We start from the raw sequence: 24,421 nt of genomic DNA, 5'->3' as shown, positions 1-24,421 counted from the left end.
CCCGCTTTTCATGGGGGTGCCGCGATGAGCGATTTCGTCCGCATCGTCGAGGTCGGCCCGCGCGACGGGCTGCAGAACGAAAAGCAGGCCGTGGCCACCGCCGACAAGATCGCCCTGATCGATCGCCTGTCGGCCACCGGCCTGCGCACCATCGAGGCGACCAGCTTCGTCAGCCCGCGCTGGGTCCCGCAACTGGCCGATGCTGCCGAGGTCTATGCGGGCATCCAGCGCCGCCCCGGCATCGCCTATCCGGTGCTGGTGCCGAACGAACAGGGCTACGACCGTGCGCGCGCCGTCGGCGTGCAGGAGATCGCGGTGTTCACCGCTGCATCGGAAGCATTCAATCGCACCAACACCAACGCCGGCATCGATGAATCGCTGGCCCGCTTCGAGCCGATCCTGCGCCGCGCGGCCGCCGACGGCGTGCGCGTGCGTGGCTACGTCTCCACCGTGCTCGGCTGCCCGTACCAGGGCGAAGTGCCGCTGGCCGATGTGGTGCGCGTGGCCCGCGCACTGCACCAGATGGGGTGCTATGAGATCTCGCTGGGCGACACCATCGGCGTCGGCACGCCACGCAAGGCCCGCGCGATGCTGCAGGCGGTGGCTGCCGAGATCCCGATGAGCGCACTGGCCGTGCACTTCCACGACACCTACGGCCAGGCCATCGCCAACATCGCCGCCTGCCTGGAAGAAGGCGTGCGCGTAGTCGACAGTGCGGTGTCCGGTGCCGGCGGCTGCCCCTACGCGAAGGGCGCCAGCGGCAACGTGGCCAGCGAGGACGTGGTGTACCTGCTGCAGGGCCTGGGCCTGGAGTGCGGGGTCGACCTGCCGTCGCTGGCCGAGACCGGCCGCTGGCTGGCCGGACTGCTCGGCCGCGCGACCGCCAGCCGCGTCGGGCAGGCGCTGGCAGCGACATGAACGACAGCGGCCCGCGCGACCGTACGGCCATCGGCGATACACCCGCCGCAACCGACGTCGCGCTGGCCGCTCTGGACGCGGCGCTGGCTGCTTCGCCGCCGCCGGCCCAGGCCAGGCTGCTGCGCCAGGCACGGCAGGCGCTGGCCGATGCGCAGCAGCGCGAACTGGATACCCAGGCACGCTATGCCGCGTTGTTCGACGCCGTGCCCGACCCGGTCAGCATCCTCAGCGCCGAAGGCGTGGTGCTGGACGTCAACCGCGCAGGCATCGTCGCCTACGACCGCCCGCGCGAGGACATCGTCGGCCAGCCGATCGAACTGCTCAATCCCGACCTGCCCAGCGACCATCTGCAACCGGTGTGGGAAGCGCTGAACCGCGGCGACACCTACGTCATCGAAGTGACCAACATGCGCGGTGATGGCAGCCGCTTTCCGGTGGAGGTGCACTCGGCCGGCTTCCAGGACCGCGGCCAACCCTGCATCGTCGCCGTCGCCCGCGACCTGAGCGGGCGCTGGCGCGCCGAGTCACGCTATCGCCTGTTGATGGAATCGATCGACAAGGGCGTGATCCTGTTCGACCGCGACCTGCGCGTGCTGTCCGCCAACCCGGCCGCACATCGCATCCTCGGCCTCACCGGTGGCGGCGTGGGCTTGAACGCGATGCTCGATCCCGAAGCGTGGATCATCGTCGACGAGCATGGCCACCCGTTGACCCAGTCACAGTGGCCGACCAGCCGCTGTTTCCAGGCCGGGCGGGTGATCCGCAGCACCATCATCGGCCTGTACCACCGCCCGCGCGGACGCATGCTGTGGTTGTCCACCACCAACGTGCCGGTGTTCGGCAACGGCTGCGACCAGGCCGACCATGTCTATGCGATGTTCAGTGACATCACCGAACTGAAGCGCAACAACACCCTGTTCGCGCGCGCGCAGTCACTGGCCCATATCGGCGGTTGGGAGTGGGATCGCGGCCTGCAGCGCCTGTACCTCACCGATGAAGCGCGGCGCATCGTCGGCCAGCCGGCCGACCTGGAGGACATGCCCGACCTGCTGGACTGCCTGCGCAGCGACGACCGCGCCGCCCTGCAGCAGGCGCTGGCCGACACCATCGAACACCGCAGCAGCTTCGGCCTGGAGCTGCAGGGCCAGCGCCGCGATGGCCACTCGTTCTGGATCCGGATGATCGGCGAGGTCTCGGCCGGCGATGTCGATGCCGCGCGCATCACCGGCACCGTGCAGGACATCACCGAGCGCAAGCAGGCCGAGGAAACCCTGCGCGTGCAGGCCCGCACCGACCCGCTGACCGGAATCATGAACCGCGATGCGGTGCTGAGCGACCTCGGCGTGCGCATGGACAGCCCCAGCCACGACCGCGTGGCGGTGCTGTACATCGACCTGGACCGTTTCAAGGTGGTCAACGACCTGCTTGGCCACAACGCCGGTGATGAACTGTTGATCGAAGCGACCCGGCGCATCGCCACTGCGATCGGCACCGAAGGCCTGCTTGCACGCTTTGGCGGCGACGAGTTCCTGGTGATCTGCGACCTGCGCGACCAGCCGGACCAGGCCGAACAGCTGGCCGAACGCATCACTGCGGCGTTCTCGGCACCGTTCCAGCTGGGCAGCGACGAGTTCCCGGTGACCGCCAGCATCGGCATCGCCCGCGCACCGCGCGATGGCAACCGGCCGCAGCAGCTGATCCAGAACGCCGACACGGCGATGTACGAGTGCAAGCGCCGCACCCGCAACGGTTGGCAGGTGTTCTCCCCGGAACTGGCACAGCGCCAGCATGACCGCCTGCAGATCGAGAGCCGGCTGCACAAGGCCCTCGATGGCGACGAGTTCCATCTGGTGTACCAGCCACAGGTCAACCTGCGCAGCGGCGCCACCATCGCCTGCGAGGCGCTGATGCGCTGGCACAACATACAGCTGGGGCCAATGCGCCCGGACCTGTTCATCCGCCACGCCGAGCACACCGGCGACATCGTGCGCATCGGCCAATGGGCGCTGCGCGAAGCCTGCCGGCAGGTACGGCAATGGCAGGATGACGGGCTCGGCCTGGTGCGGGTGGCGGTCAACGTGTCCTGGCGGCAGTTCGTCGGTGAGGATCTCGCCCGCTGGGTGCGGCAGGTGCTGGATGAGTTCGGCCTGCCCGGCAGCGTGCTGGAACTGGAGTTCACCGAGCGGGTGCTGATCGAGGATGCGCCGGACACCCTGCGCACCTTCGCCCGCCTGCGCGAAATGGGGGTGATGCTGACCATCGACGACTTCGGCGAAGGCTACAGCGCCCTGAACTACCTGCGGCGCCTGCCCATCCATGGGCTGAAGCTGAGCCAGTTGTTCGTCGAAGGCATTCCCCGCAACCGCTCGGATGTGGCGGTGTGCGAGGCAGTCTGCGCGATCGCGCGCAGCCTGGGGCTGGGCGTGGTCGCCGAAGGCGTGGAGACCGAGCCACAACGGCAGTGCCTGCTCGACCTGGGGGTGACCGTCGGCCAGGGCTTCCTGTTCGCCCATGGCCTGCCCGCAGCGGATTTCGAACGTCGCCTGCGCCGCGCCCGCGAACTGGGCTGAGGCCGGCGGCGCAGTGCACAACGGCGGCTGCCGTCGCTTCCGTTAGAATCGGCGGTTCTTGAACCTGCAGGACCGTGCAATGCAGCTGTCTTCCGTACGTGCCGTGATCACTGGCGGCGTCTCCGGCCTCGGCCTGGCCGTGGCCCAGCACCTGGTTGCCGAGGGCGGCAAGGTCGCTCTGTTCGACCTCAACGACGCCAAGGGCGCGGCCGCTGTTGCCGGCCTGGGGCAGGACAACGCCCGCTATTTCAACGTCAACGTCAGTGATGAAGCGTCCGTGTCGGCGGCCATCGACCAGGCCTGCGATTTCCTCGGCGGCCTGAATGTCGCCATGAACTGCGCCGGCATCCTCGGCGCTGGCCGCGTGCTGGGCAAGGAAGGCCCGATGCCGCTGGCCGGGTTCCAGGGCACGGTGATGGTCAACCTGGTCGGCAGCTTCAACGTCGCCAAGGCCGCAGCCAACCGCATGCAGCACAACGAGGCCGGCGTGGACGGCGAGCGCGGCGTCATCATCAACACCGCCAGCGTTGCTGCCTACGAAGGCCAGATCGGCCAGGCCGCCTACTCCGCCTCCAAGGGCGGCGTGGTGGCGATGACCCTGCCGATGGCCCGCGAGCTGTCGCGCTTCGGCATCCGCGTCAACACCATCGCGCCGGGCGTGTTCTGGACACCGATGGTCGATGGCATGCCCGAAGCCGTGCAGGAATCGCTGGCCGCCTCGATCCCGTTCCCGTCGCGCCTGGGCAAGCCGGAAGACTTCGCCAGCCTGGTCGGCCACATCCTCGGCAACACCTACATCAACGGCGAGACCATCCGCCTGGACGGCGCCACCCGGCTCGCTCCGAAGTGATTCCCCCCGGGCGCCGGGACGGCGCCCTCCCCCAACGACCAACATCATCATGAAAGCCAACGACATCAAGAAGGGCAACGTCGTCGAGTTCAACAACGGCGTCTACCAGATCCGCGACATCGAGCGCAGCTCGCCGCAGGGTCGCGGCGGCAACGTCCGCTTCCGCTTCATCATGTACAGCGTGCCGGGCGGCAACAAGCTCGACGCCAGCTTCGATGCCGACGACAACCTGGTCGAAGTCGAACTGCTGCGCCGCCAGTCCACCTACTCGTACAAGGACGGCGATGCGTTCGTGTTCCTGGACGACGAGGACTACACCCCCTACACCCTGGACGCGGACGTGATCGGCGATGACGCCGGCTACATCACCGACGGCCTGACCGGCATCTACGTGCAGGTGATCGACGAGCAGCCGGTGGCCATCCAGCTGCCGGCCTCGGTGGTGCTGGAAGTGATCGAGACGCCGCCGGAACTGAAGGGCGGCACCGCCACCAAGCGCCCGAAGCCGGCCAAGCTCAACACCGGCATCGAGATCATGGTGCCGGAGTACATCGTCAACGGCGAGCGTGTGCTGGTGAACACCGCCACCGGCGAATTTGCCGGCCGTGCCGATTAACCGCGCTGCGCTGATCGCCTGCCTGTCCCTGCTCGTGGCGTGCTCGCCGCGCGCAGCGGACAGCACCGCTGACGTCGCCGCGGACGCGGTGACGCAGCCCGCCGCTGCGGACACCGTTGCCGCTGCGGTTGCACCGGCCGCAGATGAACCAGATGCTGTGGCGACGCTGGCGGACACCCCCGACGAGGAGCAACAGGCGCGGGCTGCCGCCGGTTGCAGCGTCCCCGACGACGTCGCTTTCGTGCAGGACATCCGCATCTACTGCGGCATGCCGGCCGATGTGCAGGCCTTCATCGAACGGGAGAACAGCTGCCAGCATTTTGCCGGCGAAGAACCCTACGACGACGCCCGTCGTCGCGAGCTGGAGGCCGCCATCGCCAGGTTCTGCGACGATCGAGAGAAGATCTTTGCCGACCTGGTGGCCCGCCATCGCGATGACTGCGCGATCCGGCAGGCGTTGATCGGCGTGAACCTGCGCTACGACCTGTCCCCCGCTCTGGATCTGAAGCCCTGCGAGGGCTGACGCAGAAAAGGGGACGGAGCGGATGACGTCGTTCATGGCACAAACAACGTAATCCCCTCCGCCCCTTTTTCTTATTTGCCGCCGAAGTTGCCACAACCGTGGTACTGGCGCGTGCCCACGGCCAGCATCGCCTTGGCTTCGAATGTCTCGCCACTCATGCCGTCCTGGCAGGTGGTGCGCTGGAAGCTCAGCTTGATGTCGGTGCCATCCGCCGCCTTGCCCACCCAGCCATCCGCACCCTCGGTCGGTTTGGCGACGGTGAAACGGCGCTCGCCGTAATCCACATCCACCTGCAGGCCCGGCGTATCGCCGTCGACGACGGCAAGCCAGCCCGGCTCGTTGCCGGTGGCACGGAACGCCGCGTTGCCGGCACTGCCATCGCCCTCGGTCGCTTCCACCGCGCCACACTCACGGTCCGCCTCGCCCTTCAGGCTGAGCAGCGCTTCGTCACTGCCACGGGTCCAGAAGCTGTTGCCCTTGCCGTCGCCATACTTCGCACCGGAGGCTGCACGTTCGGAGGACATCGCGAAACTGCGCCCGCCAATCACAACCGTCGCTGCGTCCTCTCCGTTGAAGGTCGCGCGCACATCAAGGTCGCCGCAGCGATAGAGGTTTTCGTTGCCGGCGCCTTTGCCGCCGCCATCAGCGTCGGCGGCCACCGGTGCCGGTGCCGGCGTTGCGGCCGCATCGCCTGCATTACTGGCGGCCGGCGTCTGGGCCGGTTGGCAGGCGCTCAGCGCGAGGCCGAGGGAGGCAGCCAACAGACTGGGAATTACACGCATGGCTCGACTCCTTGTCGAAACTACAGAGACCCTGGACCCTACCATCTGCACGCAAACGGGGCCTGAAAGCCGCATGACCCTGTTCAGCCTGCCAGCACCGCCATCGACAGCAGCTGCGCGCCGCTGGCACTGGAAGCGCTTGTCCAGACGCGCAACAGGCGCAAGCGCTGCATGTGTTCGCGTCCCCGCCAATGCACATGCAGCTGAACATCGCCGGACAACAACGCCAGGCGTCCACACAGCAGCGTTTCAACTGCATGCACCTGCAGCGCAAGAATCTGCAGGCGCCCTTGCTGCCAGTCCCTCAACCAGGGCAGCTCGAGCACCCGCCCGCCCTGCCCATCCATCATGAACAACACCGGTGACAGCAGCGCAGTGGCTGCCCCATGGTCGCCGTCCAGCAGCGCATCGCGCAGCTGCTGCTCCAACACGCGCAGCTGCGCCTCGTACAGGCCCTCAGGGTTCCTGCTTTCCATCCACCTGCTTTCCATCCACGCTCCCTCCCGGCGTCGGCCGGCGTCGGCGCAGGCGCTGCGCAAGCCACTGCTGCGCCCCCTGCACCACCACATAGAACACCGGCACGAAGAACACGGCCAACACGGTCGCACTGACCATGCCGCCGAACACACCGGTACCGATGGCCTGTTGCGTTTCCTTTGAAGCCCCCTGCGCCAGCATCAGGGGCACCACGCCCAGCGCGAACGCCAGCGAGGTCATCACGATCGGTCGCAATCGCAGGCGTGCCGCTTCGATGGTCGCCTCGACCAGACCGCGTCCCTGCTGTTGCAGTTGGCGGGCGAACTCGACGATCAGGATCGCGTTCTTCGCCGAAAGTCCGATCACCGTGATCATGCCGACCTTGAAGAACACGTCATTGGGCATCCCGCGCAGCAGCACTGCAGCGACGGCGCCGAGCAGGCCCAACGGCACCACCAGCATCACCGCCAGCGGGATCGACCAGCTCTCGTACAGTGCCGCCAGCACCAGGAACACCACCAGCATCGACAGCAGCAGCAACCACGGCGCCTGGGCACCCGACTCGCGCTCCTGCAGCGACTGGCTGGTCCACTGCAGGGCGAAACCCGCTGGCAGCTGCTGGGCAAGGCGCTCCATCTCGACCATCGCCTGGCCGGTGGACACCCCGCCGGCAGGTGCACCGGACAGATTCAATGCCGGGAACCCCAGGTAACGCTGCAGCTGCAGCGGCGCCTCGGTCCAGTGTGGGGTGACCAGTTCGGACAGCGCCACCATGCCGCCTTCGCTGTTGCGGACATACAGCTTCAGCACGTCCTCCAGCTCCATCCGGTACGGCGCATCGGCCTGCATGATCACCTGCTGCATGCGCCCACGATTGGGAAAATCGTTGACGTACTGCGAGCCCATTGCCGCCGACAACGTGGCACTGATGTCGGTGAACGCCACGCCCATCGCTTCGGCCTTGGCGCGGTCGATGTCCAGCCGGACATTGCTGCCCGCCGGCAGGCCATCGGCATTCACTTCGGCCAGCAACGGACTTGCCTCTGCCAGCTTCAACAGCTGCTGCAGGGCAGCGCGCAGCTCCGCCTGGCCCTGTCCGGTACGCGCCTGCAGCGCCAGCGAGAAGCCGGAAGAACGGCCAAGGCTGTCGATGGCCGGCGGCATCACGCTCATCACCTCGCCTTCCGGGACCGTTGCCATGGCCTGCTGCGCCGCCTTCACCTCGTCCGATGCGGTGCTGCCGCCGCGTTCACCCCAGTCCTTCAACATGGTGTAGGTCAGCGCCGCACTTGGGCCGGAACCGGAAAAGCTGTAGCCGAGGATGGCCTGGTTGGACGCGATCGCCGGCCGCGAGGCGACATGCTGTTCGTAGGCTTCGACCACCGCCAGCGTACGCTCGGCGGTTGCTTCGGCCGGCAGCTGGATGGAAGTCATGAAATAGCCCTGGTCCTCTTCCGGCAGGAACGCACCCGGCAACCAATGCAGGCCGATCAGCAGTGCCACCAGCAAGGCAGCGAACAGGCCCATCACCCGGCCACTGCGCCGCAGTACGGCCGCCACGCCCTGCTGGTAACTCCCGGTCATCCGCTCGAAGCCGCGGTTGAACGCACCGAACACGCCGCCGCGGCCGTGGTGACCACGTGTGCCCTGCCGCAGCAGCGTCGCGCACAGCGCCGGGGTCAGGCTCAGCGCCAGCAGTGCCGAAAACAGGATGGACACCGACATCGCCACGCTGAACTGGCGGTAGATCGCACCAACCGAACCGCTGGCCAGCGCCATCGGGATGAACACCGCCGTCAGCACCAGGGTGATGCCGATCACCGCACCGGTCAGCTCACGCATCGCCTTGATCGTGGCCTCGCGCGGCGGCAGCCCCTCTTCGGCCATGATCCGCTCCACGCCCTCGACCACCACGATCGCGTCGTCAACAATGATGCCGATCGCCAGCACCATGCCGAACATGGTCAATACGTTGATCGAGAACCCCAGCGCCAGCATCACCGCGAAGGTGCCCAGCAGCGCGATCGGCGCGACCAGGGCGGGGATCAGCGTATAGCGCCAGTTCTGCAGGAACAGGTACATCACTGCAAACACCAGCAGCATCGCCTCGATCAGGGTCTGCAGCACCTTCTGGATCGATACTTTCACGAAGGGCGCGGTATCGAACGGAATGCTGGATTCGACACCCTGCGGCAGCAGCGGCTGCAGGTCGGCCATGCGTTCGCGCACCGCCGTGGCGGTACGCACCGCATTCGCACCGGGGCGCAGCTGCACGCCGGCGGCCGTCGCCGGATAGCCATCTTCGCGCGTGCCCCAGGCATAGCTCTGCGCGCCCAGTTCGACCCGGGCAACGTCGCCCAGCAGCACCCGCGAACCATCGGCGCCGGCGCGCAGCACGATCGCCGCGAACTGTTCGGGCGTGGACAGCTGGCCCTCGGCACTCAAGGGCACGGTGATGCGCTGGCCGGGAACGCCGGGCGAATCGCCGATGCGGCCCGGCGAGATCTCCAGGTTCTGCTGCTCGATCGCGCTGGCGACATCGCCCATGGTCAGGCCGTAGCCGGTCAGGCGGGTCGGGTCCAACCAGATCCGCATCGCCTGTTCGGCACCGAACAGCTGCACGCGGCCGACGCCGTCGATGCGCCGCAGCTCCTCGATGATGTTGCGCGCCATGAAATCGCCCAGCGCCGCTTCGCTGACACTGCCATCGGGTGAGCGCAGGCCCACCAGCATCAGGAATCCGGAGTCGGCCGCCTCCACGAACAGGCCGTTCTGGCGCACGCTGCGCGGCAGGCGCGGCTCGATCGCCTTGATCCGGTTCTGCACGTCCACCTGCGCCAGCTCAGGATCGGTGCCGGGCTTGAAGGTGGCGGTGATCGACGCTTCACCGGAGGTGTCCACCGACGATTCGAAGTAAAGCAGATGCTTGACGCTGGACAGCTCGCGCTCGATCAGGCCGACCACCGCATCATTCAATGTCTGCGGGCTGGCGCCGGGATAGCTGGCATAGATGCTGACGCTGGGCGGTGCGACCGCCGGGTAGCGCTCGACCGCCAGCCGCGGAATGGCCAGCACGCCGGCCAGGATGACGAAGATCGCCAGCACCCAGGCAAATACCGGGCGATCGATGAAGAAACGGGCCATGTCGTAGGTTCCTGGAAGGGCTCAGCCCTGGCGTTCGGATGTCGGCGGTGCGCTGGCACTGGCGACCGGCACCTGCCAGTCGCGCGGATCGACCAGTACGCCTTCCTGCAGGCGCTCCTGGCCTTCCACCACCACCTTCTCGCCGGCCTTCAGGCCGTGCCGCACCAGCCATTGCCGGTTGACGCTGCCGTCCACCTCCAGCGTGCGGATCACCGCCTTGCCATCGGCGGCGATGACCCAGGCATAGGCCTGGCCACCGGCGCTGCGGAGCACTGCCTGCTGCGGCAGCAGCAACGCGCTGGCCGGCGCACCACGGGGCACCCGCGCACGCACGTACATGCCCGGCAACAACTGCCGCTCCGGGTTGTCGACCAGGATGCGCAGGATCACATCGCCGGTGCGTGCATCGACATTGACACCGGAGAACAGCAGCCGGCCGCGCTCGGGCAGCGGCGTACCCGCCGCGCCGATGATCGTCACCGGCAACTCGCCGTCCACCGCGCTGCGCTGCAGGGACTGCAGCTGCGAAGCAGGCTGGCGCACGTCCACGTAGACCTGGTCGATCTGCTGCACCACCGCCATCGGCTCGGCATCGGCGACGCCGACCAGCGCGCCTTCGGTCACCAGCGCCTGATCGATGCGGCCATCGATCGGTGCGCTGACCGTGGCGTAGCGCAGGTCGAGCTGGCGTCGCGCAAGGATCGCGCGCGCCTCGTTGACCGCTGCCCGGGCCTGCTCATGCTCTGCACTGGCATCGTCGCGGTGCTGCTGGCTGACCGCCTGTGCGGCCGCCAATGCCTGCAGCCGCTGTGACTGCAGCCGGCTGCGCCCCAGTGCCGCCTCGCTGCGCTGCAGTGCAGCCAGCGCCGAATCGACGTCGGCGCGGAACGCCGCCGGGTCGATCTGGAACAGAGGCTCTCCGGCATGCACCTCCGCGCCCTGCTCGAACATCCGGCGCTGCACGATGCCGCCGACCTGCGCACGGATCTGCGCGGTGCGCACCGCCGCCACCCGACCGGGTAGTTCATCATCGCGCTGCACCACCTGCGGGCCAACGGTGACCACGCTGACACGCGGCACGGCTTCGACGGTGGGTTCGGGGCGGGAGCAGGCCGTCATGGCCAAGGCGAAGGCCGCGACCAGCGCGACCGGAGTCCTGAAGGTTCTCATTGCTGTGCACAGTGCCGCAGACGCGGCTGAGGAATCATGAAGCGCGCAGTGTGCGTGGCGATGATGGGGTTTCGATGGAGGAACTGTGGAGATACGATGGAGGACAAGCACCTTCCGGCCTCGCCTTGCCATGCATGCCTCCCCTGCCCTCGCGGCGCTGGTCCTGATCGTCGAGGACGAAGCCGAGATCGCCGACATCCTTGCCGCCTACCTTGAACGCGAGGGCCTGCGCACCCTGCGTGCGGCCGATGGCCAGATCGCCCTGGACCTGCATCGCAGCATGCGCCCGGACCTTGTGCTGCTGGACGTGCAGCTGCCGCGACTGGATGGCTGGAGCGTGCTGACCCAGCTGCGCCAGCGCGGCGAAACGCCGGTGATCATGCTGACCGCGCTGGACCAGGATCTGGACAAGCTGACCGCATTGCGGATGGGTGCCGATGACTATGTGGTCAAGCCGTTCAACCCGGCAGAAGTGGCGGCACGCGTGCGTGCAGTACTGCGGCGTACGCTGCGCAGTCCGCGGGCGGATGCCCCCAGCGCCCTGCGCGTGGGCCCGCTGCTGATCGACACCGCCACCCACGCCGTGCATGTGGAAGGCGACGGCTACAGCCACGAACTGCTGCTGACCCTGACCGAGTTCAAGCTGCTGCATTGCATGGCATTGGCCCCGTCACGGATCTTCAGCCGCAGCGAACTGATGCACGAATGCCTGCCGGAAAGCGAAGCACTGGAGCGCACCGTGGACAGCCATGTCAGCAAGCTGCGGCGCAAGCTGGACGAAGTGGGTCTCACCCAGATTCCGGCCAGCGTGCGCGGTGTCGGCTACCGATTGATGGCCGACCGCTGATGCGTCGCTCCGGGCTCAGCCGGCACATCATCGTGTCGATGTCGCTGATGGTCGTCGGCGTCATCGTGATGGTGATCCTCTCTTCGTGGCTGCTGTACGCCGTACTGATCGAGTTCTTCCCGGCCAGCGCCGAAGAGCCGGAAGGTTGGCTGCCAAGCGGACCGGAGCTGGCCTGGATGGTCGGGGTGATCCTGACCGGTCTAGCGCTGGCGATCGCTGCCTCGTTCCGACTGGCCCACCGCATCCTGTCGCCGCTCAATTCACTGGTGGACAGCGTGCGTGCGCTGGCTGGCGGCGATCTCGGGGCGCGCGCCACGGCCGAGGCCAACTCGCCCGGCGAGGTCGCAGCGCTGGTGGACGATTTCAACGCAATGGCACGCCGCCTGCAGCATATGGAAAGCGAACGGGTGATGTGGCACGCGGCCATCGCCCACGAACTGCGCACGCCGGTGACGATCCTGCGCGGCCGCCTGCAGGGCCTGGCCGAAGGCGTGTTCCAGCCCGATGAGTCGCAGTTTCGCAGCCTGCTGGCGCAGGTCGAGGGCCTGTCACGGCTGATCGAGGACCTGCGGGTGTTGAGCCTGGCCGACAACGCCCGCCTCGACGTGCGCCGCGCCCGTACCGATGTGGTGGCCGAGGTGCATTCGGTGATGACCCTGGTGGATCCCGCGTTCCGCAGCGCCGGCTTCGTGCTGGAGCTGGAAACCAGCCGCGAGGAGCACCCCGCCCATTGCGACCCGACGCGGTTGCGGCAGGCGCTGCTGGCCTTGCTGGAAAACGCGCGCCGCTATGCCAACCCGGGCAAGGTACGCATCGCCGTGCATGACACCGTGGCCCATGTGCAGGTGGCGATTGAAGACGAAGGCCCGGGCATCGACCCGGCCCTGCATGCGGACATCTTCAATCCATTCATGCGCGGCGACGGCTCACGATCGCGCCTGGGCGGTGGCAGTGGCCTCGGCCTGGCGGTGGTCAAGGCCATCGCCGATGCGCACGGCGGCCAGGTCTACTGCACCCCGGGCACCAGCGGCGGCAGTCGTTTCATCATCGAGCTGCCGCGCCAGTAGGCGGCACTGCGGCCGCCTGCTCGCGCACGTGCGCACCCAACACAGCGAGATTGCGGTCAATGTCATCCAGCTCGCGCTGCTGTGATGACGGCAACTGCGCGCGCAGCTGCACGCGCAGTGCCTGCCAGGCGGGTACCGCCTGTACGCTGGCAGCGGCCGCTGCCCGTGCCACCTCAGCCTGTTCGTCCGCCTGCGGCAGGCCGTAGCCAGCGTCGGCCAGCAACTGGCCCGGCCGCAACCACTGCCCGCTCTGTTCCAGCAACGCGCGCAGCGAGCGGGTAGCGCTGCTGTCCGGGTTGGCCAGCAGCCGTCGCTTCAGTGCATCGCGCGCACGCAACTCCGCGCGCCGCTGCGCCGCCTGTTCCAGCAGCAACAGGCCGGCACTGGCACGTACATCACCACGCAGCAACCACGGTGCGCGCTGTTGCGCCGGTAGCGCCAGCCATGCGCGCACATCGCGCGCCGGCAGCGCCATCTGCGCGGCGGCAACCGCGAACAACTGCTGGTAGTGGTCGCGCGCAGAAGCAAAGTAGTAGCCCTGCGCCTGGGCCTGCGCGGGATCGGCCAGCACCTGCTCATCCAGCGCATGCAGGCGCGCCAACCGTCGCCGCAGCCCGCGCGGGCTCAGCTGTGCCAGCCCGGCTGAGCCCAGGCGCGGAACACCGGCCTGCAGCAGCTTCGCCGTCTCCACCGCGCAGTTGTTGCTGACGAAGTAATAGCGACCGTCATAGCTCCAGTGCACCTGGGCGGTGCGCTCGAGCAGGCTGGCGATCTCGCTGCGGTCCAGCTGCAGCGGCAGCGAGGCCAGTCCGCGCAGTTCGACCTTGGTGTATTCGTCCACCACCTGCTGCAGCGGCAGCACGAACAGGCGCGAAGGATAACCACCGGTCAGCCCGCGCCAGTTGGAGATCTGCACATCGCCGACGAAGGCGCGGAAGGACAGCACCCGATGATGCTCCAGGTCCAGCCTGCAGTCCGGGCCCGGTGCGCGCCCAGGACGGCAGATCACCAGCCGCAGCATGCTGTGGCCCCAGCGGCTCATCGGCTGCGCACTGCCTTCGGCGAACAGGTAGTCCACGGCATACACCCGCGCCGGGTCCAGTGCGAGCAGCGATGCAGCGCCCTCTTCCGCATCGGCCTGCAGCAGCGGAACGGTGCCCGCACAGTGCGGCGCGGGCAGCGAGGGCGGCGTACCGAAATGCGCCTGGTACCACTGCGCCAAGGCCGGACGGCGGCAGGCGAACTCTGCATCGAGCACGAAGTGTTCGGCGTTCACCGCCAGGTACTCGGCCGGGTCGGTCAGTTCGTAGGCATCGGGACTGCGGTCGCGGAAGGCGTTGTCACCGCGGCCCAGATGCCAGGGCTTGCGCTGCCAACCTGCAAGGTCACGCCAACGGGCGCTGCGTGACCAGTGCGCCCCCGTGCGGTCGGCAACATGGGTCAGTTCGTGCACCAGCGCACTGCGCCGGGCGCGTCGGGCACCGGCTACATCGTCGTCCAGCAGGTCGCGGCGCAGCGCGATGCCCCCGGCGAAGGCACGGCCATGCACGTTGGCGGGCAGGTCGTCACGCCAGCCGACCTGCACCTGCGCGGGCAAGGCACGCAGCAGGCCGTCGGGCAGCAACGACTGCACATCAGCCAGTGTCTGCATTGCGACCTGCTGCTGCGCCGGGCTCAGCCCGGCCGGGTCCAGCTGCAGGCGGTCGGCGGCATGGGCTGTTGGAATGACCAGCCACGCCAACGCAGCGAGCCAGCCCATCCGCCTCCGTCGCGTTGGGCCATGCCCGGCAGCGTTCCACGCAGGTGTCATGAGGTTGCCGGCCAGCGGCCGGCACTATCCAGGCGCTGGATCAACGCGCCAGCAGGGCGCGTGCCAGCTGCAGGTCGCTCTGCTGCTGCGCAGCTGCATCCTGCTCACGCAGGTGCACCAGTGCCGCCTGCAGGCGCGCGCCACGGATCTGGCCATCGCTGGCGACAAACGCAGCCGCATCATCGCGGGCAGCCAGCACCACCTTGTCATCGCCCGAACTGCTGCCCGAGGAACCCGAAGAGGCGCCCGTCGCCGAACCGGCCGAGGTGCCGGCAAAACTCGAAGCGACGCCGGCCAGCGGCAGGGACAACAGGGCAAGCAGCAGGAACGGACGGATCATGGTCAGGGAGTTCATCGATTGGGTGGGTGGAGCGTAACGGCTGGGTGAAGACTTTGCCTGTGTCAAAGGTCGAACAATTTGCCGGGATTCAGCCGCCCTTCGGGATCGAACGCGCGCTTGACCGCCTTCATCAGCGCGATCTCGGCTGGTCCACGCGTGCTGTCCAGGTAGCCCTTCTTGACCAGGCCGATACCGTGCTCGGCCGAAATGCTGCCATTGAAGCGCGCCAGCACCTGCGCCAGCAGCTTGGTGACATGCTCGCACTGGCTTACGAAGTCCGCGTCGCTGGTGCCGTCCGGCTTGAGAACGTTGATGTGCAGGTTGCCGTCGCCGATGTGGCCGAACCAGACCACGTCGAAGTGCGGGTAGGCCTCGCCGATCAGCGCCTGGGTCTCGGCCAGGAACGCCGGCATCGACGAGATCCGCACCGAGACATCGTTCTTGTAGGGCTTGTAACGTGCCAGCGCCTCGGTGATGCCCTCGCGCAGGCGCCACAGCTGTGCCGCCTGGGCATCGCTGGCACTGATCACGCCGTCGCTGACCCAGCCGTTGCCCATGCAGTCCTCGAAGGCCGCCATCGCCGCCGCTTCCTGCGCCTCGTCACCGGCAGCAAACTCGGTCACCACGTAATAGGGATGCACTTCATCGAACGGTGCCTGCGCACCATGGGCCAGAACATGTTCCAGCGCCCGGTCGGTGAAGAATTCAAAGGCCTGCAGCTGCAGCCGCGCACGGAAGGCGGCGAACACCTGCATCAGCACGTCGAAGCTGGGCAGCGCCAGCAGCATCACGTTGCTGGCCGGCGGTGGGTCGGTCAGTTTCACCGTGGCCTCGACGATCACGCCCAGCGTGCCCTCCGATCCGATCAGCAGCTGGCGGAAATCGTAGCCGCTGGAGTTCTTGATCAGGCCCTTGTTGAGCTCGAGCAGTTCGCCCGTGGCGGTAACCACTTTCAGTCCAGCGATCCATTCACGGGTATTGCCGTAGCGGATCACCCGGATGCCACCGGCATTGGTGGCGATGTTGCCGCCGATCGAGCACGACCCGCGCGCCGCGAAGTCCACCGGATAGATGAGGCCATGTTCAAGGGCCGCGTTGTGCAGTGCCTCCAGCGGCATGCCGGCCTGCACCACCAGGGTGCGGTCGACCGCATCGTAGTCCAGCGCCTTGTTCATCCGCTCCAGGCTCAGCACCAGCTCGCCATTGGCCGCTACCGCACCGCCGGAAAGGCCGGTGCGACCGCCGGAGGGAACCACCGCCACGCCCTCGGCCGCGGTCCAGCGCATCACCGCCTGCACTTCTTCAACCGTGGCCGGCAACGCGATCGCCAGCGGCGCCGGTGTCCAGCGCCGGGTCCAGTCGCGGCCGTAATGCTCCAGGTCGGCAGGGTCGGTCTTCAGCTTCAGGCCGGGACAGGCCTGCTGCAACGAGGCGATGCGGGAATCGGTCATGACGGTCCAGCGCGGGGCGTGAAGAACGGGCAAGCGTGCCAGTGGCCGGGCCCAGCGTCCAGCCCTGCAGAGCCTTCAATAGCTGCAGTTGCAACCAATTGCGCACTGCACCATGGGCGTTGCGATCTGGCATAGTGGTCAGCCCCTGTCCCACTGGCCGTGCCGCCCCATGTCGCCGAAGAAGACCTCGTTCCCGAAGCAGGATATCCGCGTGCTGTTGCTGGAGGGGGTCAGCCAGACCGCCGTGGAGGTGTTCAGCGCCGCCGGCTACAGCCAGATCGAGGCGCACACCAAGGCGCTTCCCGAGGACGAACTGAAGGCGCGCATCGCCGAAGCCCACATCGTCGGCATCCGCTCGCGTACCCAGCTCAGTGCCGAGGTGCTGGCCGAGGCCAAGCGCCTGATCGCGGTCGGCTGTTTCTGCATCGGCACCAACCAGGTCGACCTGGATGCGGCCGAGCTGGCCGGCATTCCGGTATTCAACGCGCCCTACTCCAATACCCGCAGCGTGGCCGAACTGGTGATCGCCGAAGCGATCATGCTGACCCGCGGCATCCCGCAGAAGAACGCCGAATGCCATCGCGGCGGCTGGTCGAAATCGGCCAGCGGCAGCCATGAGGTGCGCGGCAAGGTCCTGGGCATCATCGGCTACGGGCACATCGGCACCCAGGTCGGCGTACTGGCCGAATCGCTGGGCATGCAGGTGATCTTCCACGATGTGGAAACCAAGCTGTCGCTGGGCAATACCCGTGCGGCGGCCAGCCTGGACGACCTGCTGGCGCGTGCTGACATCGTGACCCTGCACGTGCCGGAGACACCGTCCACGCAGTGGATGATCGGCAGCACCGAGCTGGCGAAGATGCGCCGCGGCGCGCACCTGATCAACGCCGCGCGCGGCACCGTGGTCGACATCGAAGCGCTGGATGCAGCACTGGCCAGCGGCCACATCGGTGGCGCTGCACTGGATGTGTTCCCGGTCGAGCCGAAGGGCAACGGCGATATCTTCGAATCGCCGCTGACCCGCCACGACAACGTGATCCTGACCCCGCACGTCGGCGGCAGCACGCTGGAAGCGCAGGACAACATCGGCATCGAAGTGGCGGCCAAGCTGGTGCGCTACAGCGACAACGGCAGCACCCTGTCGGCGGTCAACTTCCCGGAGGTGACCCTGCCCGAGCACGCCGACAGCCTGCGCCTGCTGCACATCCACCAGAACGTGCCGGGCGTGTTGTCCAAGGTCAACGAGATCTTCTCGCGGCACAACGTCAACATCGACGGCCAGTTCCTGCGCACCGACCCGAAGGTGGGTTACGTGGTGATCGACATCACCGCCAGCGAGGAGCAGGCCAGCGCGGTCCGTGACGAGCTGGCGGCGATTCCGGGCACCTTGCGCACCCGCATCCTGTATTGAGATGTACGTCGCCGGGCGTGGCCCGGCGGAATGCATCCGGCATTGCGTCATCCACGCGTAGCGTGGATGCGTCTTTCAGCGCGCCAGCCAACGGCGCGCCATGCGCTGCATCGATTCGTCCGACTGGGGATCGCTGGCGACCTCGGCCACCGGTCGCCAGGCCAGCTCCAGCGACTCTTCGCTGAGCACGAACGCTTCCCCTCCCAGCGCACGGATCACGAAACGCACGTCGTAGTGCCAGTGCCCCGGCACATCCTTGCGCTCGGGAATCCAGTGCTTGTCGATATCGAAGATGGTCGGATCATCCAGCACCAGGCCGGTCAGGCCCGATTCCTCCTCGGCTTCCTTCAACGCTACCCGGGCCAGATCGCGGTCGCCGTCGGCGTGGCCACCCAGCTGCAGCCAGCGCTGCAGCTTGCGGTGGTGGGTCAGCAGCAGCCGCTGGCCATCGGCGCTGACAAGCCAGCAGCTGGCGGTGAAGTGGCCGGCCAGGCGTTCGCGGCGGAATGCATCTTCCACATCGTCGATCAATGTGCTGAATTCGGCAGCAAGGGCGTCGTGGGCGGGTTCTTTGCGCGCATAGTCATGCAGCAGGCCGCGCAAGCGATCGTCAAGTGCGGCAAGGGATTCGGTGGTTTCGCTCATGAATGCGGGGTGCCTGGAAAAATACCTGCCATTATCGCCGTTCATTGTTGCGTTTGCGCTTGTGCGGTGCCTTCAGCATTGGCTAAGGTACAGCGGGCCGTTCGCACGGCTTTCACGATTCCAGGCCGCCGGCAATGTACTGGCGGCCCTCCCAATCCGATCATCAGGAAGTACTGCATGCTGAAAGCTCTGTTGAGGGTCAAGCCGGTCGAACCGGCCGGGCACGTCGATGCCGGCGAACCCATCGAAGGCAGCCTGGATGGCGAAGCCACGTTGAAACGGACCCTCACGGCGAAACACCTCATCATGCTTGGCATTGGTGCGGTGATCGGCGCAGGCATTTTCGTGCTTACCGGCCAGGCCGCGGCCAACCACGCCGGCCCGGCGGTCATGCTGTCGTTCGTGTTCGCCGGCATCGCCTGCGCGCTGGCCGGCCTGTGCTACGCCGAGTTCGCAGCGATGATGCCGGTCTCCGGCAGCGCCTATTCCTACTCCTACGCCACGCTCGGCGAGGGCATGGCTTGGTTCATCGGCTGGTGCCTGGTGCTGGAGTACCTGTTCGCCTCGGCCTCGGTCGCGGTGGGCTGGTCGGCGTACCTGATCAGCTTCATCACCACCACGCTGCACATGCCGTTCCCGGACGCGCTGAGCGCGGCGCCGATCGCCTGGAACGGGCACGAGTTCGCCGCCTCCGGCAAGCTGTTCAACCTGCCGGCGGTGCTGATCGTGGCGGCGGTGACCGGCCTGCTGTACGTGGGCGTGACCCAGTCCGCGTTCGTCAACGCGATCATCGTGGCCATCAAGGTCTTCGTGATCTGCCTGTTCGTGGGCATCGGCGCGGCCCACGTGGACCCGGCCAACTGGCACCCGTTCATCCCGGAAAACACCGGCGTGTCCGGCGAGTTCGGCTGGAGCGGCGTGTTCCGCGCGGCCACCATCGTGTTCTTCGCCTACATCGGCTTCGATGCAGTCTCCACCGCCGCCGGTGAAACCAAGGACCCGCAGCGCAACATGCCGATCGGCCTGCTCGGCTCGCTGGCGGTGTGCACCATCGTCTACATCATCGTCTGCGCGGTGCTGACCGGCATGCTGCCCTACCACCTGCTGGGCACCGACAAGCCGGTGGCCACCGCGCTGGAAGCCTACCCGAGCCTATCCTGGCTGAAGACCGCGGTGGAAATCGGCGCGATCGCCGGCCTGTCCTCGGTGGTGCTGGTGATGATGATGGGCCAGACCCGCATCGCCTACACCATCTCGCGCGATGGCCTGCTGCCGAAAGTGTTCGGCAAGGTCCACAAGCGCTTCCGCACGCCGTACTGGGCCACGATCGTGGTCGGCGTCATCGCCGCGTCGCTGGCCGGCCTGGTGCCGCTGAACGTGCTGGGCGAACTGGTTTCCATGGGCACCCTGCTGGCCTTCGCCACGGTCTGCATCGGCGTGCTGATCCTGCGCTACACCCGCCCGGAGCTGCACCGTCCGTTCCGCGTGCCGCTGGTGTGGGTGATCTGCCCGCTGGGCGCGCTGTCGTGCCTGTTCCTGTTCTGGCAGGCGTTCGTGGTGCATTGGCACCTGTTCGTAGGCTGGACCGTGCTGGGCCTGCTGATCTACTTCGGCTACGGCATGCGCCACAGCAAGCTGGCCAAGTCGCCCTGATCCTCCCGACGGGCCGGCCCCTGCGCCGGCCCGTCGATATCCGCAAGCATTTCCGCCCGCGCCCGGTCACCGGGCGCATCGCACAAGACCACCACACATGTTCAAGCAACTGTGGGCCACCAAGCATCCGCATGCCGCCCATGAAGACGCCAACGGCCTGAGCCTGCGTCGCCACCTCGGGCCCTGGGGCCTGACCGCACTCGGCATCGGCGCCGTGATCGGCGGCGGCATCTTCGTCATCACCGGCCAGGCCGCAGCCAACCACGCCGGCCCGGCCATCATGCTCTCGTTCGTGCTGGCCGCGATCTGCTGCGCCTTCTGCGCCCTGGCCTATGCCGAGTTCGCGGCGATGGTGCCGGTATCCGGCAGCGCCTATACCTATACCTACGCCACCTTCGGCGAGCTCTCGGCCTGGTTCATCGGCTGGATGCTGGTGCTCGAGTACGGCGTCTCCGCCTCGGCCGTGGCGGTCAGCTGGACCGGGTATTTCCTCAGCCTGCTCAGCCATTTCGACATCCATCTACCGGCGGCGCTGGTCAGCGCCCCCTTGGATGCGCAGCTGCGGCCCACCGGCGCCATCGCCAACATTCCCGCCGCGATCCTGGTGCTGCTGTTGACCTGGCTGTGCTACGTCGGCATCAGCAAATCCTCGGCGATGAACATGGCCATGGTCATCCTCAAGACCGGGCTGATCGTGCTGGTGATCGTGGTCGGCTGGAAGTACGTGGACACCAGCAACTGGACCCCGTTCATCCCGGCCAACGAAGGCCCCGGCAAGTACGGCATGGAAGGCGTGCTGCGTGGCGCGGCGATGGTGTTCTTCGCCTACATCGGCTTCGAAGCGGTATCGGTGGCCGCGCAGGAATCACACAAACCGCAGCGCGACATGCCGATCGGCATGATGCTGTCGCTGGTGATCTGCACGGTGCTGTACATCGCGATGGCCGCGGTCATGACCGGCCTGGTGCCCTACCAGCTGCTGGGCACCGATGAGCCGGTGGTGACCGCCGTGGCCGCGCATCCGCAGCTGGGCTGGTTGCGGGTGGTGGTGGAAATCGGTGCGTTGATCGGCCTGTCGTCGGTGGTGCTGGTGATGATCATCGGCCAGCCGCGCATCTTCATGATCATGGGCCGCGACGGCCTGTTGCCGCCGGTGTTCACCAAGATCCACCCGAAGTACCGCACGCCGCATATCAACACCGTCATCACCGGCATCGGCATCGCCCTGCTGGCGGCGCTGTTCCCGCTGGACATCCTCGGCGAGCTGACCTCGATGGGCACGCTGATCGCCTTCGCGGCGGTCTGCGCCGGCGTACTGATCCTGCGCCGCACGCAGCCCGACCTGCCGCGCCCGTTCCGCATTCCGGGTGCATGGCTGGTCTGCAGCCTGGGCGTGATCAGCTGCCTGGCGCTGCTGTCGGCGATGACGTTGCACAACTGGATGCTGATGGGCGTGTGGACGTTTGTCGGCTTCGTGATCTACTTCTTCTACGGGTTCAAACACAGCCGCCTGCGCGGGAAGTAAGGTTTTCTGCATTGCAGGGCCTGCGGCCCTGCACCCGCTGGGGCAACGGCAACAGCAACAGCGGGTCTGAAGGTTTGGCGGGGAGGGGTGAGATTGCGGGGGACGCTGCAAGTACGTCCCTGTAAGCTCGATCGCCGCATCCATGCGGCTCACGCCCCCGCAATCTCACCCCTCCCCGCCCCCGACAGCCTCCTGGCGCGTCCAGTAGATCCACGCCATGCGTGGATGAAGCGTTCCGGGAAATGAATGTTCGGGGACGAATCTACTGTAGAGCGGAGCCATGCTCCGCTCCGAGCACGCGCAGCGAAGCGACCCGCTTTCGCTTTTCCTTCTTCAATCCGTGGCTGGCCGCGCGGAACCTGTCCGTGGCCGGTCGGGTGGGCTGCGCAGGGGTGTCCGCGGCATGGATGCCGCGGCCAAGCCCCCATGGACGGGTTTACGGCGCCCCCTGCGCAGCCTACCCGACCGGCCAACCCACGGAATCTGCTTCTGGCGCCAGCCACGAGGGGCTCAGCCGTTGGCCGAATCCAGTAAAATCGCCCCCATGAACGCCCCCACCTTCCCCTACGACACCGCGCGCCTGAGCGAACTGGCCCAGCTGCTGATCGACAACGTCCGCGAACTGGCCCAGGCCGGCTGGACCCCGGCCACCAGCAGCAACTTTTCCCACCGCCTGGACGACCGCCACGCCGCGATCACCGTCTCCGGCAAGGACAAGGGCCGCCTGATCGAAGACGACATCATGGTCGTGGATTTCGATGGCAAGGCCGTCGGCCGCCCGCTGCGCCCGTCTGCCGAAACCCTGCTGCATACCCAGCTGTATCGCCGCTTCCCGGAGATCGGCTGCGTGCTGCATACGCATTCGCCGGTGCAGACCATCGCCTCGCGCCTGTATGCACCGCAGGGCCATATCCGGGTGGAAGGCTACGAACTGCTGAAGGCCTTCGCGGGCAACAGCACCCACGAGATGGCCATCGACATCCCGGTGTTTGCCAACACCCAGGACATGGACGTGCTGTCGGCCCAGGTCGACGCCCTGCTCGACACGCAGACCCTCTGGGGCTACCTGATCGACGGCCATGGCCTGTACGCCTGGGGCCGCGACATGGCCGAAGCGCGGCGGCACATGGAAGCGTTCGAATTCCTGCTGCACTGCGAGCTGGAGCTGCGCAAGCTGCGCCGCTGAAGTTTCCGGCACGGCCAGATGCCGTTCTGGAATCAGGCCATCAACGCCACCCTGCTACCCTGTCCTTCCCCGAGACGTTCAAGCTGCCGCCATGAGCCGACTGCGCATCTACGACGATACCCATCCCGAATCGCCGCTGCTGGACACCCAGGACGGCGCGATCATCGCTGCCGAACTGCAGAAGATCGGCGTCACCTTTGAGCGCTGGCAGGCCACCGCGCCGGTCGCCCCGGGCGCAAGCCAGGACGAAGTGTTCGCCGCCTACCGCGCCGACATCGACCGCCTGGTTGCCGAACGCGGCTTCAAGAGCGTGGACGTGGCCTCGATCGCCCCGGACAACCCGAACCGCGCCGAGCTGAGGAAGAAATTCCTCGACGAACACTTCCACAAGGAAGACGAAGTACGCTTCTTCGTCGCCGGCTCGGGCCTGTTCACTCTGCACGTGGGCGACAAGGTCTATGAGATCGAGTGCGTGAAGGATGACCTGATCGCCGTGCCCGACGGCACCACCCACTGGTTCGACATGGGTGATGAGCCCAGCTTCGTGGCGATCCGCTTCTTCACCGAGCCGGATGGCTGGGTCGGTCACTTCACCGGCACCGACATCGCGCAGAAGTTCCCCCGTTACATTCCGACCCAGGCGTCCTGATCAATGCAGCCCCGCGTCATCCTGACCGACATCGAAGGCACCACCAGCAGCATCTCGTTCGTCAAGAACGTGCTGTTCCCGTACGCACGCCAGGCGCTGCCCGGCTTCGTCGCCGACCATGGCCAGCAACCGGAGGTGCGTCGCTGGCTGGATGCAGTCGCCACCGAGATCGGCGGCGCCTGCCAGGACAGTCTGGTGGCCGAGACGCTGCAGGGCTGGATCGACCAGGACCGCAAGCACACCGCACTGAAGGCCCTGCAGGGGCTGATCTGGGACGCAGGCTACCGTCGTGGCGACTACACCGCGCACTTCTACCCGGAGGTAGCGCCGGTGTTGAAGGGGTGGCACGCCTCGGGCCTGCCGCTGTATGTGTACTCCTCCGGATCGGTGCCGGCGCAGAAGCTGTTCTTCGGCTTCAGCGACGCCGGTGACCTGAGTCCGCTGGTGTCGGGCTGGTTCGATACCGAAGTCGGTGGCAAGCGCGAGGCCGACAGCTACCGCCACATCGTGCAGGCCATCGGCGTTCCCGCTGGCGAGATCCTGTTCCTGTCCGACGTGGTCGAGGAACTGGACGCCGCCCGCGAAGCCGGCCTGCAGACACGCCTGATCGATCGCCTGGACGACTACCCGATGCCGCGCATCGGCGACGCCGCCAACGGCCATGATCGCGTCGAGAACTTCCAGCAGATCCAGTTCTAACAGCTATCCGCTGCGCTCGCCGGGCATGGCCCGGCGCTACCGGGGTACGCTGCGGGAAACCGCCTTTGGTAGATGCCAACCTCGGTTG

Annotated in this window: 21 protein-coding genes; 13 read left to right on the top strand and 8 right to left on the bottom strand. The window is 67.2% G+C overall.

Translation table 11 applies throughout. The features are described from left to right. The first annotated feature begins 24 nt into the window (after nucleotides 1-24). The 5 genes from AC3WTC_RS04865 to AC3WTC_RS04845 all read left to right on the top strand — a co-directional run bounded on the left by AC3WTC_RS04865 (nucleotide 25) and on the right by AC3WTC_RS04845 (nucleotide 5,477). On the top strand, nucleotides 25-918 hold the full coding sequence (locus tag AC3WTC_RS04865; RefSeq protein WP_080148851.1) for a hydroxymethylglutaryl-CoA lyase: 894 nt from the start codon (nucleotides 25-27) through the stop codon (nucleotides 916-918). After that, nucleotides 915-3,488, top strand: a complete 2,574-nt coding sequence (locus AC3WTC_RS04860; protein WP_080148852.1) for a sensor domain-containing protein — start codon at nucleotides 915-917, stop codon at nucleotides 3,486-3,488. Before AC3WTC_RS04865 ends, AC3WTC_RS04860 begins: the two co-directional genes overlap by 4 nt. 79 nt (nucleotides 3,489-3,567) lie before the next feature. Further along, nucleotides 3,568-4,338, top strand: coding sequence for an SDR family NAD(P)-dependent oxidoreductase (locus AC3WTC_RS04855; protein ID WP_032975499.1), 771 nt, complete (start codon nucleotides 3,568-3,570; stop codon nucleotides 4,336-4,338). 49 nt (nucleotides 4,339-4,387) lie between these two features. Beyond that, nucleotides 4,388-4,954, top strand: a complete 567-nt coding sequence (yeiP, locus tag AC3WTC_RS04850; RefSeq protein ID WP_006363947.1) for an elongation factor P-like protein YeiP — start codon at nucleotides 4,388-4,390, stop codon at nucleotides 4,952-4,954. Next, nucleotides 4,944-5,477, top strand: a complete 534-nt coding sequence (locus AC3WTC_RS04845; protein ID WP_080148928.1) for a hypothetical protein — start codon at nucleotides 4,944-4,946, stop codon at nucleotides 5,475-5,477. Before yeiP ends, AC3WTC_RS04845 begins: the two co-directional genes overlap by 11 nt. Nucleotides 5,478-5,548: 71 nt before the next feature. On the opposite strand, the gene AC3WTC_RS04840 is transcribed toward AC3WTC_RS04845, so the two are convergent. The 4 genes from AC3WTC_RS04840 to AC3WTC_RS04825 all read right to left on the bottom strand — a co-directional run bounded on the left by AC3WTC_RS04840 (nucleotide 5,549) and on the right by AC3WTC_RS04825 (nucleotide 11,050). Beyond that, nucleotides 5,549-6,259 carry a COG3650 family protein gene (locus AC3WTC_RS04840; RefSeq protein WP_059064097.1) on the bottom strand — a complete coding sequence of 237 codons (711 nt, stop codon included), beginning with the start codon at nucleotides 6,257-6,259 and terminating at the stop codon, nucleotides 5,549-5,551. Between the two features lie 83 nt (nucleotides 6,260-6,342). Further along, nucleotides 6,343-6,735, bottom strand: a complete 393-nt coding sequence (locus tag AC3WTC_RS04835) for a nuclear transport factor 2 family protein (protein WP_080148853.1) — start codon at nucleotides 6,733-6,735, stop codon at nucleotides 6,343-6,345. Further along, the gene (locus AC3WTC_RS04830) at nucleotides 6,716-9,880 is read right to left on the bottom strand and encodes a multidrug efflux RND transporter permease subunit (protein WP_080148854.1); all 3,165 of its coding nucleotides are present in this window, start codon (nucleotides 9,878-9,880) and stop codon (nucleotides 6,716-6,718) included. Before AC3WTC_RS04830 ends, AC3WTC_RS04835 begins: the two co-directional genes overlap by 20 nt. A 21-nt stretch (nucleotides 9,881-9,901) precedes the next feature. Next, a complete protein-coding gene (locus AC3WTC_RS04825) occupies nucleotides 9,902-11,050 on the bottom strand; it encodes an efflux RND transporter periplasmic adaptor subunit (protein ID WP_032975505.1) in 1,149 nt (382 codons plus the stop codon). 130 nt (nucleotides 11,051-11,180) lie between these two features. Between AC3WTC_RS04825 and AC3WTC_RS04820 the strand changes: the two genes are divergently transcribed. Then, nucleotides 11,181-11,897 carry a response regulator gene (locus AC3WTC_RS04820; RefSeq protein ID WP_059064093.1) on the top strand — a complete coding sequence of 239 codons (717 nt, stop codon included), beginning with the start codon at nucleotides 11,181-11,183 and terminating at the stop codon, nucleotides 11,895-11,897. Beyond that, nucleotides 11,897-12,964, top strand: coding sequence for an ATP-binding protein (locus AC3WTC_RS04815; protein ID WP_025874770.1), 1,068 nt, complete (start codon nucleotides 11,897-11,899; stop codon nucleotides 12,962-12,964). The genes AC3WTC_RS04820 and AC3WTC_RS04815 overlap by 1 nt, the downstream gene beginning before the upstream one ends. Here the strand turns inward: AC3WTC_RS04815 and AC3WTC_RS04810 are convergent. The 3 genes from AC3WTC_RS04810 to AC3WTC_RS04800 all read right to left on the bottom strand — a co-directional run bounded on the left by AC3WTC_RS04810 (nucleotide 12,942) and on the right by AC3WTC_RS04800 (nucleotide 16,565). Then, nucleotides 12,942-14,774 (bottom strand): DUF7844 domain-containing protein, encoded by a 1,833-nt coding sequence (locus AC3WTC_RS04810; RefSeq protein WP_492710783.1) that lies wholly within the window; start codon nucleotides 14,772-14,774, stop codon nucleotides 12,942-12,944. The genes AC3WTC_RS04815 and AC3WTC_RS04810 overlap by 23 nt on opposite strands. Nucleotides 14,775-14,814: 40 nt before the next feature. Further along, nucleotides 14,815-15,114 carry a DUF2388 domain-containing protein gene (locus AC3WTC_RS04805; protein WP_032975508.1) on the bottom strand — a complete coding sequence of 100 codons (300 nt, stop codon included), beginning with the start codon at nucleotides 15,112-15,114 and terminating at the stop codon, nucleotides 14,815-14,817. 62 nt (nucleotides 15,115-15,176) lie between these two features. Next, nucleotides 15,177-16,565: an FAD-binding oxidoreductase gene (locus tag AC3WTC_RS04800; protein WP_025874775.1), complete on the bottom strand. Its 1,389-nt coding sequence runs from the start codon at nucleotides 16,563-16,565 to the stop codon at nucleotides 15,177-15,179. Between the two features lie 169 nt (nucleotides 16,566-16,734). Here AC3WTC_RS04800 and serA point away from each other — a divergent pair, with 169 nt between their 5' ends. After that, on the top strand, nucleotides 16,735-17,976 hold the full coding sequence (gene serA, locus AC3WTC_RS04795; RefSeq protein WP_140227043.1) for a phosphoglycerate dehydrogenase: 1,242 nt from the start codon (nucleotides 16,735-16,737) through the stop codon (nucleotides 17,974-17,976). A 75-nt stretch (nucleotides 17,977-18,051) separates the two neighbouring features. Here serA and AC3WTC_RS04790 read toward each other — a convergent pair whose 3' ends face one another. After that, complete coding sequence (locus tag AC3WTC_RS04790) at nucleotides 18,052-18,666, bottom strand: NUDIX hydrolase (RefSeq protein ID WP_492710781.1); 615 nt, start codon at nucleotides 18,664-18,666, stop codon at nucleotides 18,052-18,054. Between the two features lie 132 nt (nucleotides 18,667-18,798). Here AC3WTC_RS04790 and AC3WTC_RS04785 point away from each other — a divergent pair, with 132 nt between their 5' ends. The 5 genes from AC3WTC_RS04785 (at nucleotide 18,799) to mtnC (ending at nucleotide 24,333) form a co-directional block, all read left to right on the top strand. Beyond that, the gene (locus tag AC3WTC_RS04785; protein ID WP_025874781.1) at nucleotides 18,799-20,274 is read left to right on the top strand and encodes an amino acid permease; all 1,476 of its coding nucleotides are present in this window, start codon (nucleotides 18,799-18,801) and stop codon (nucleotides 20,272-20,274) included. 97 nt (nucleotides 20,275-20,371) lie between these two features. After that, nucleotides 20,372-21,799, top strand: coding sequence for an amino acid permease (locus AC3WTC_RS04780; RefSeq protein ID WP_032975512.1), 1,428 nt, complete (start codon nucleotides 20,372-20,374; stop codon nucleotides 21,797-21,799). Nucleotides 21,800-22,343: 544 nt separating this feature from the next. Then, the gene (locus AC3WTC_RS04775; protein ID WP_049467062.1) at nucleotides 22,344-22,985 is read left to right on the top strand and encodes a methylthioribulose 1-phosphate dehydratase; all 642 of its coding nucleotides are present in this window, start codon (nucleotides 22,344-22,346) and stop codon (nucleotides 22,983-22,985) included. A gap of 91 nt (nucleotides 22,986-23,076) precedes the next feature. Next, nucleotides 23,077-23,634, top strand: coding sequence for a 1,2-dihydroxy-3-keto-5-methylthiopentene dioxygenase (locus AC3WTC_RS04770; RefSeq protein WP_025874787.1), 558 nt, complete (start codon nucleotides 23,077-23,079; stop codon nucleotides 23,632-23,634). 3 nt (nucleotides 23,635-23,637) lie between these two features. Beyond that, a complete protein-coding gene (gene mtnC, locus AC3WTC_RS04765; protein WP_099842389.1) occupies nucleotides 23,638-24,333 on the top strand; it encodes an acireductone synthase in 696 nt (231 codons plus the stop codon). The last annotated feature ends 88 nt before the right edge of the window (nucleotides 24,334-24,421 follow it).

This window comes from Stenotrophomonas sp. FW305-C-20-S1 (assembly GCF_058783335.1).
Note: the sequence above shows the minus strand (reverse complement) of the source record. Positions and strands in the feature narration are given on the sequence as shown.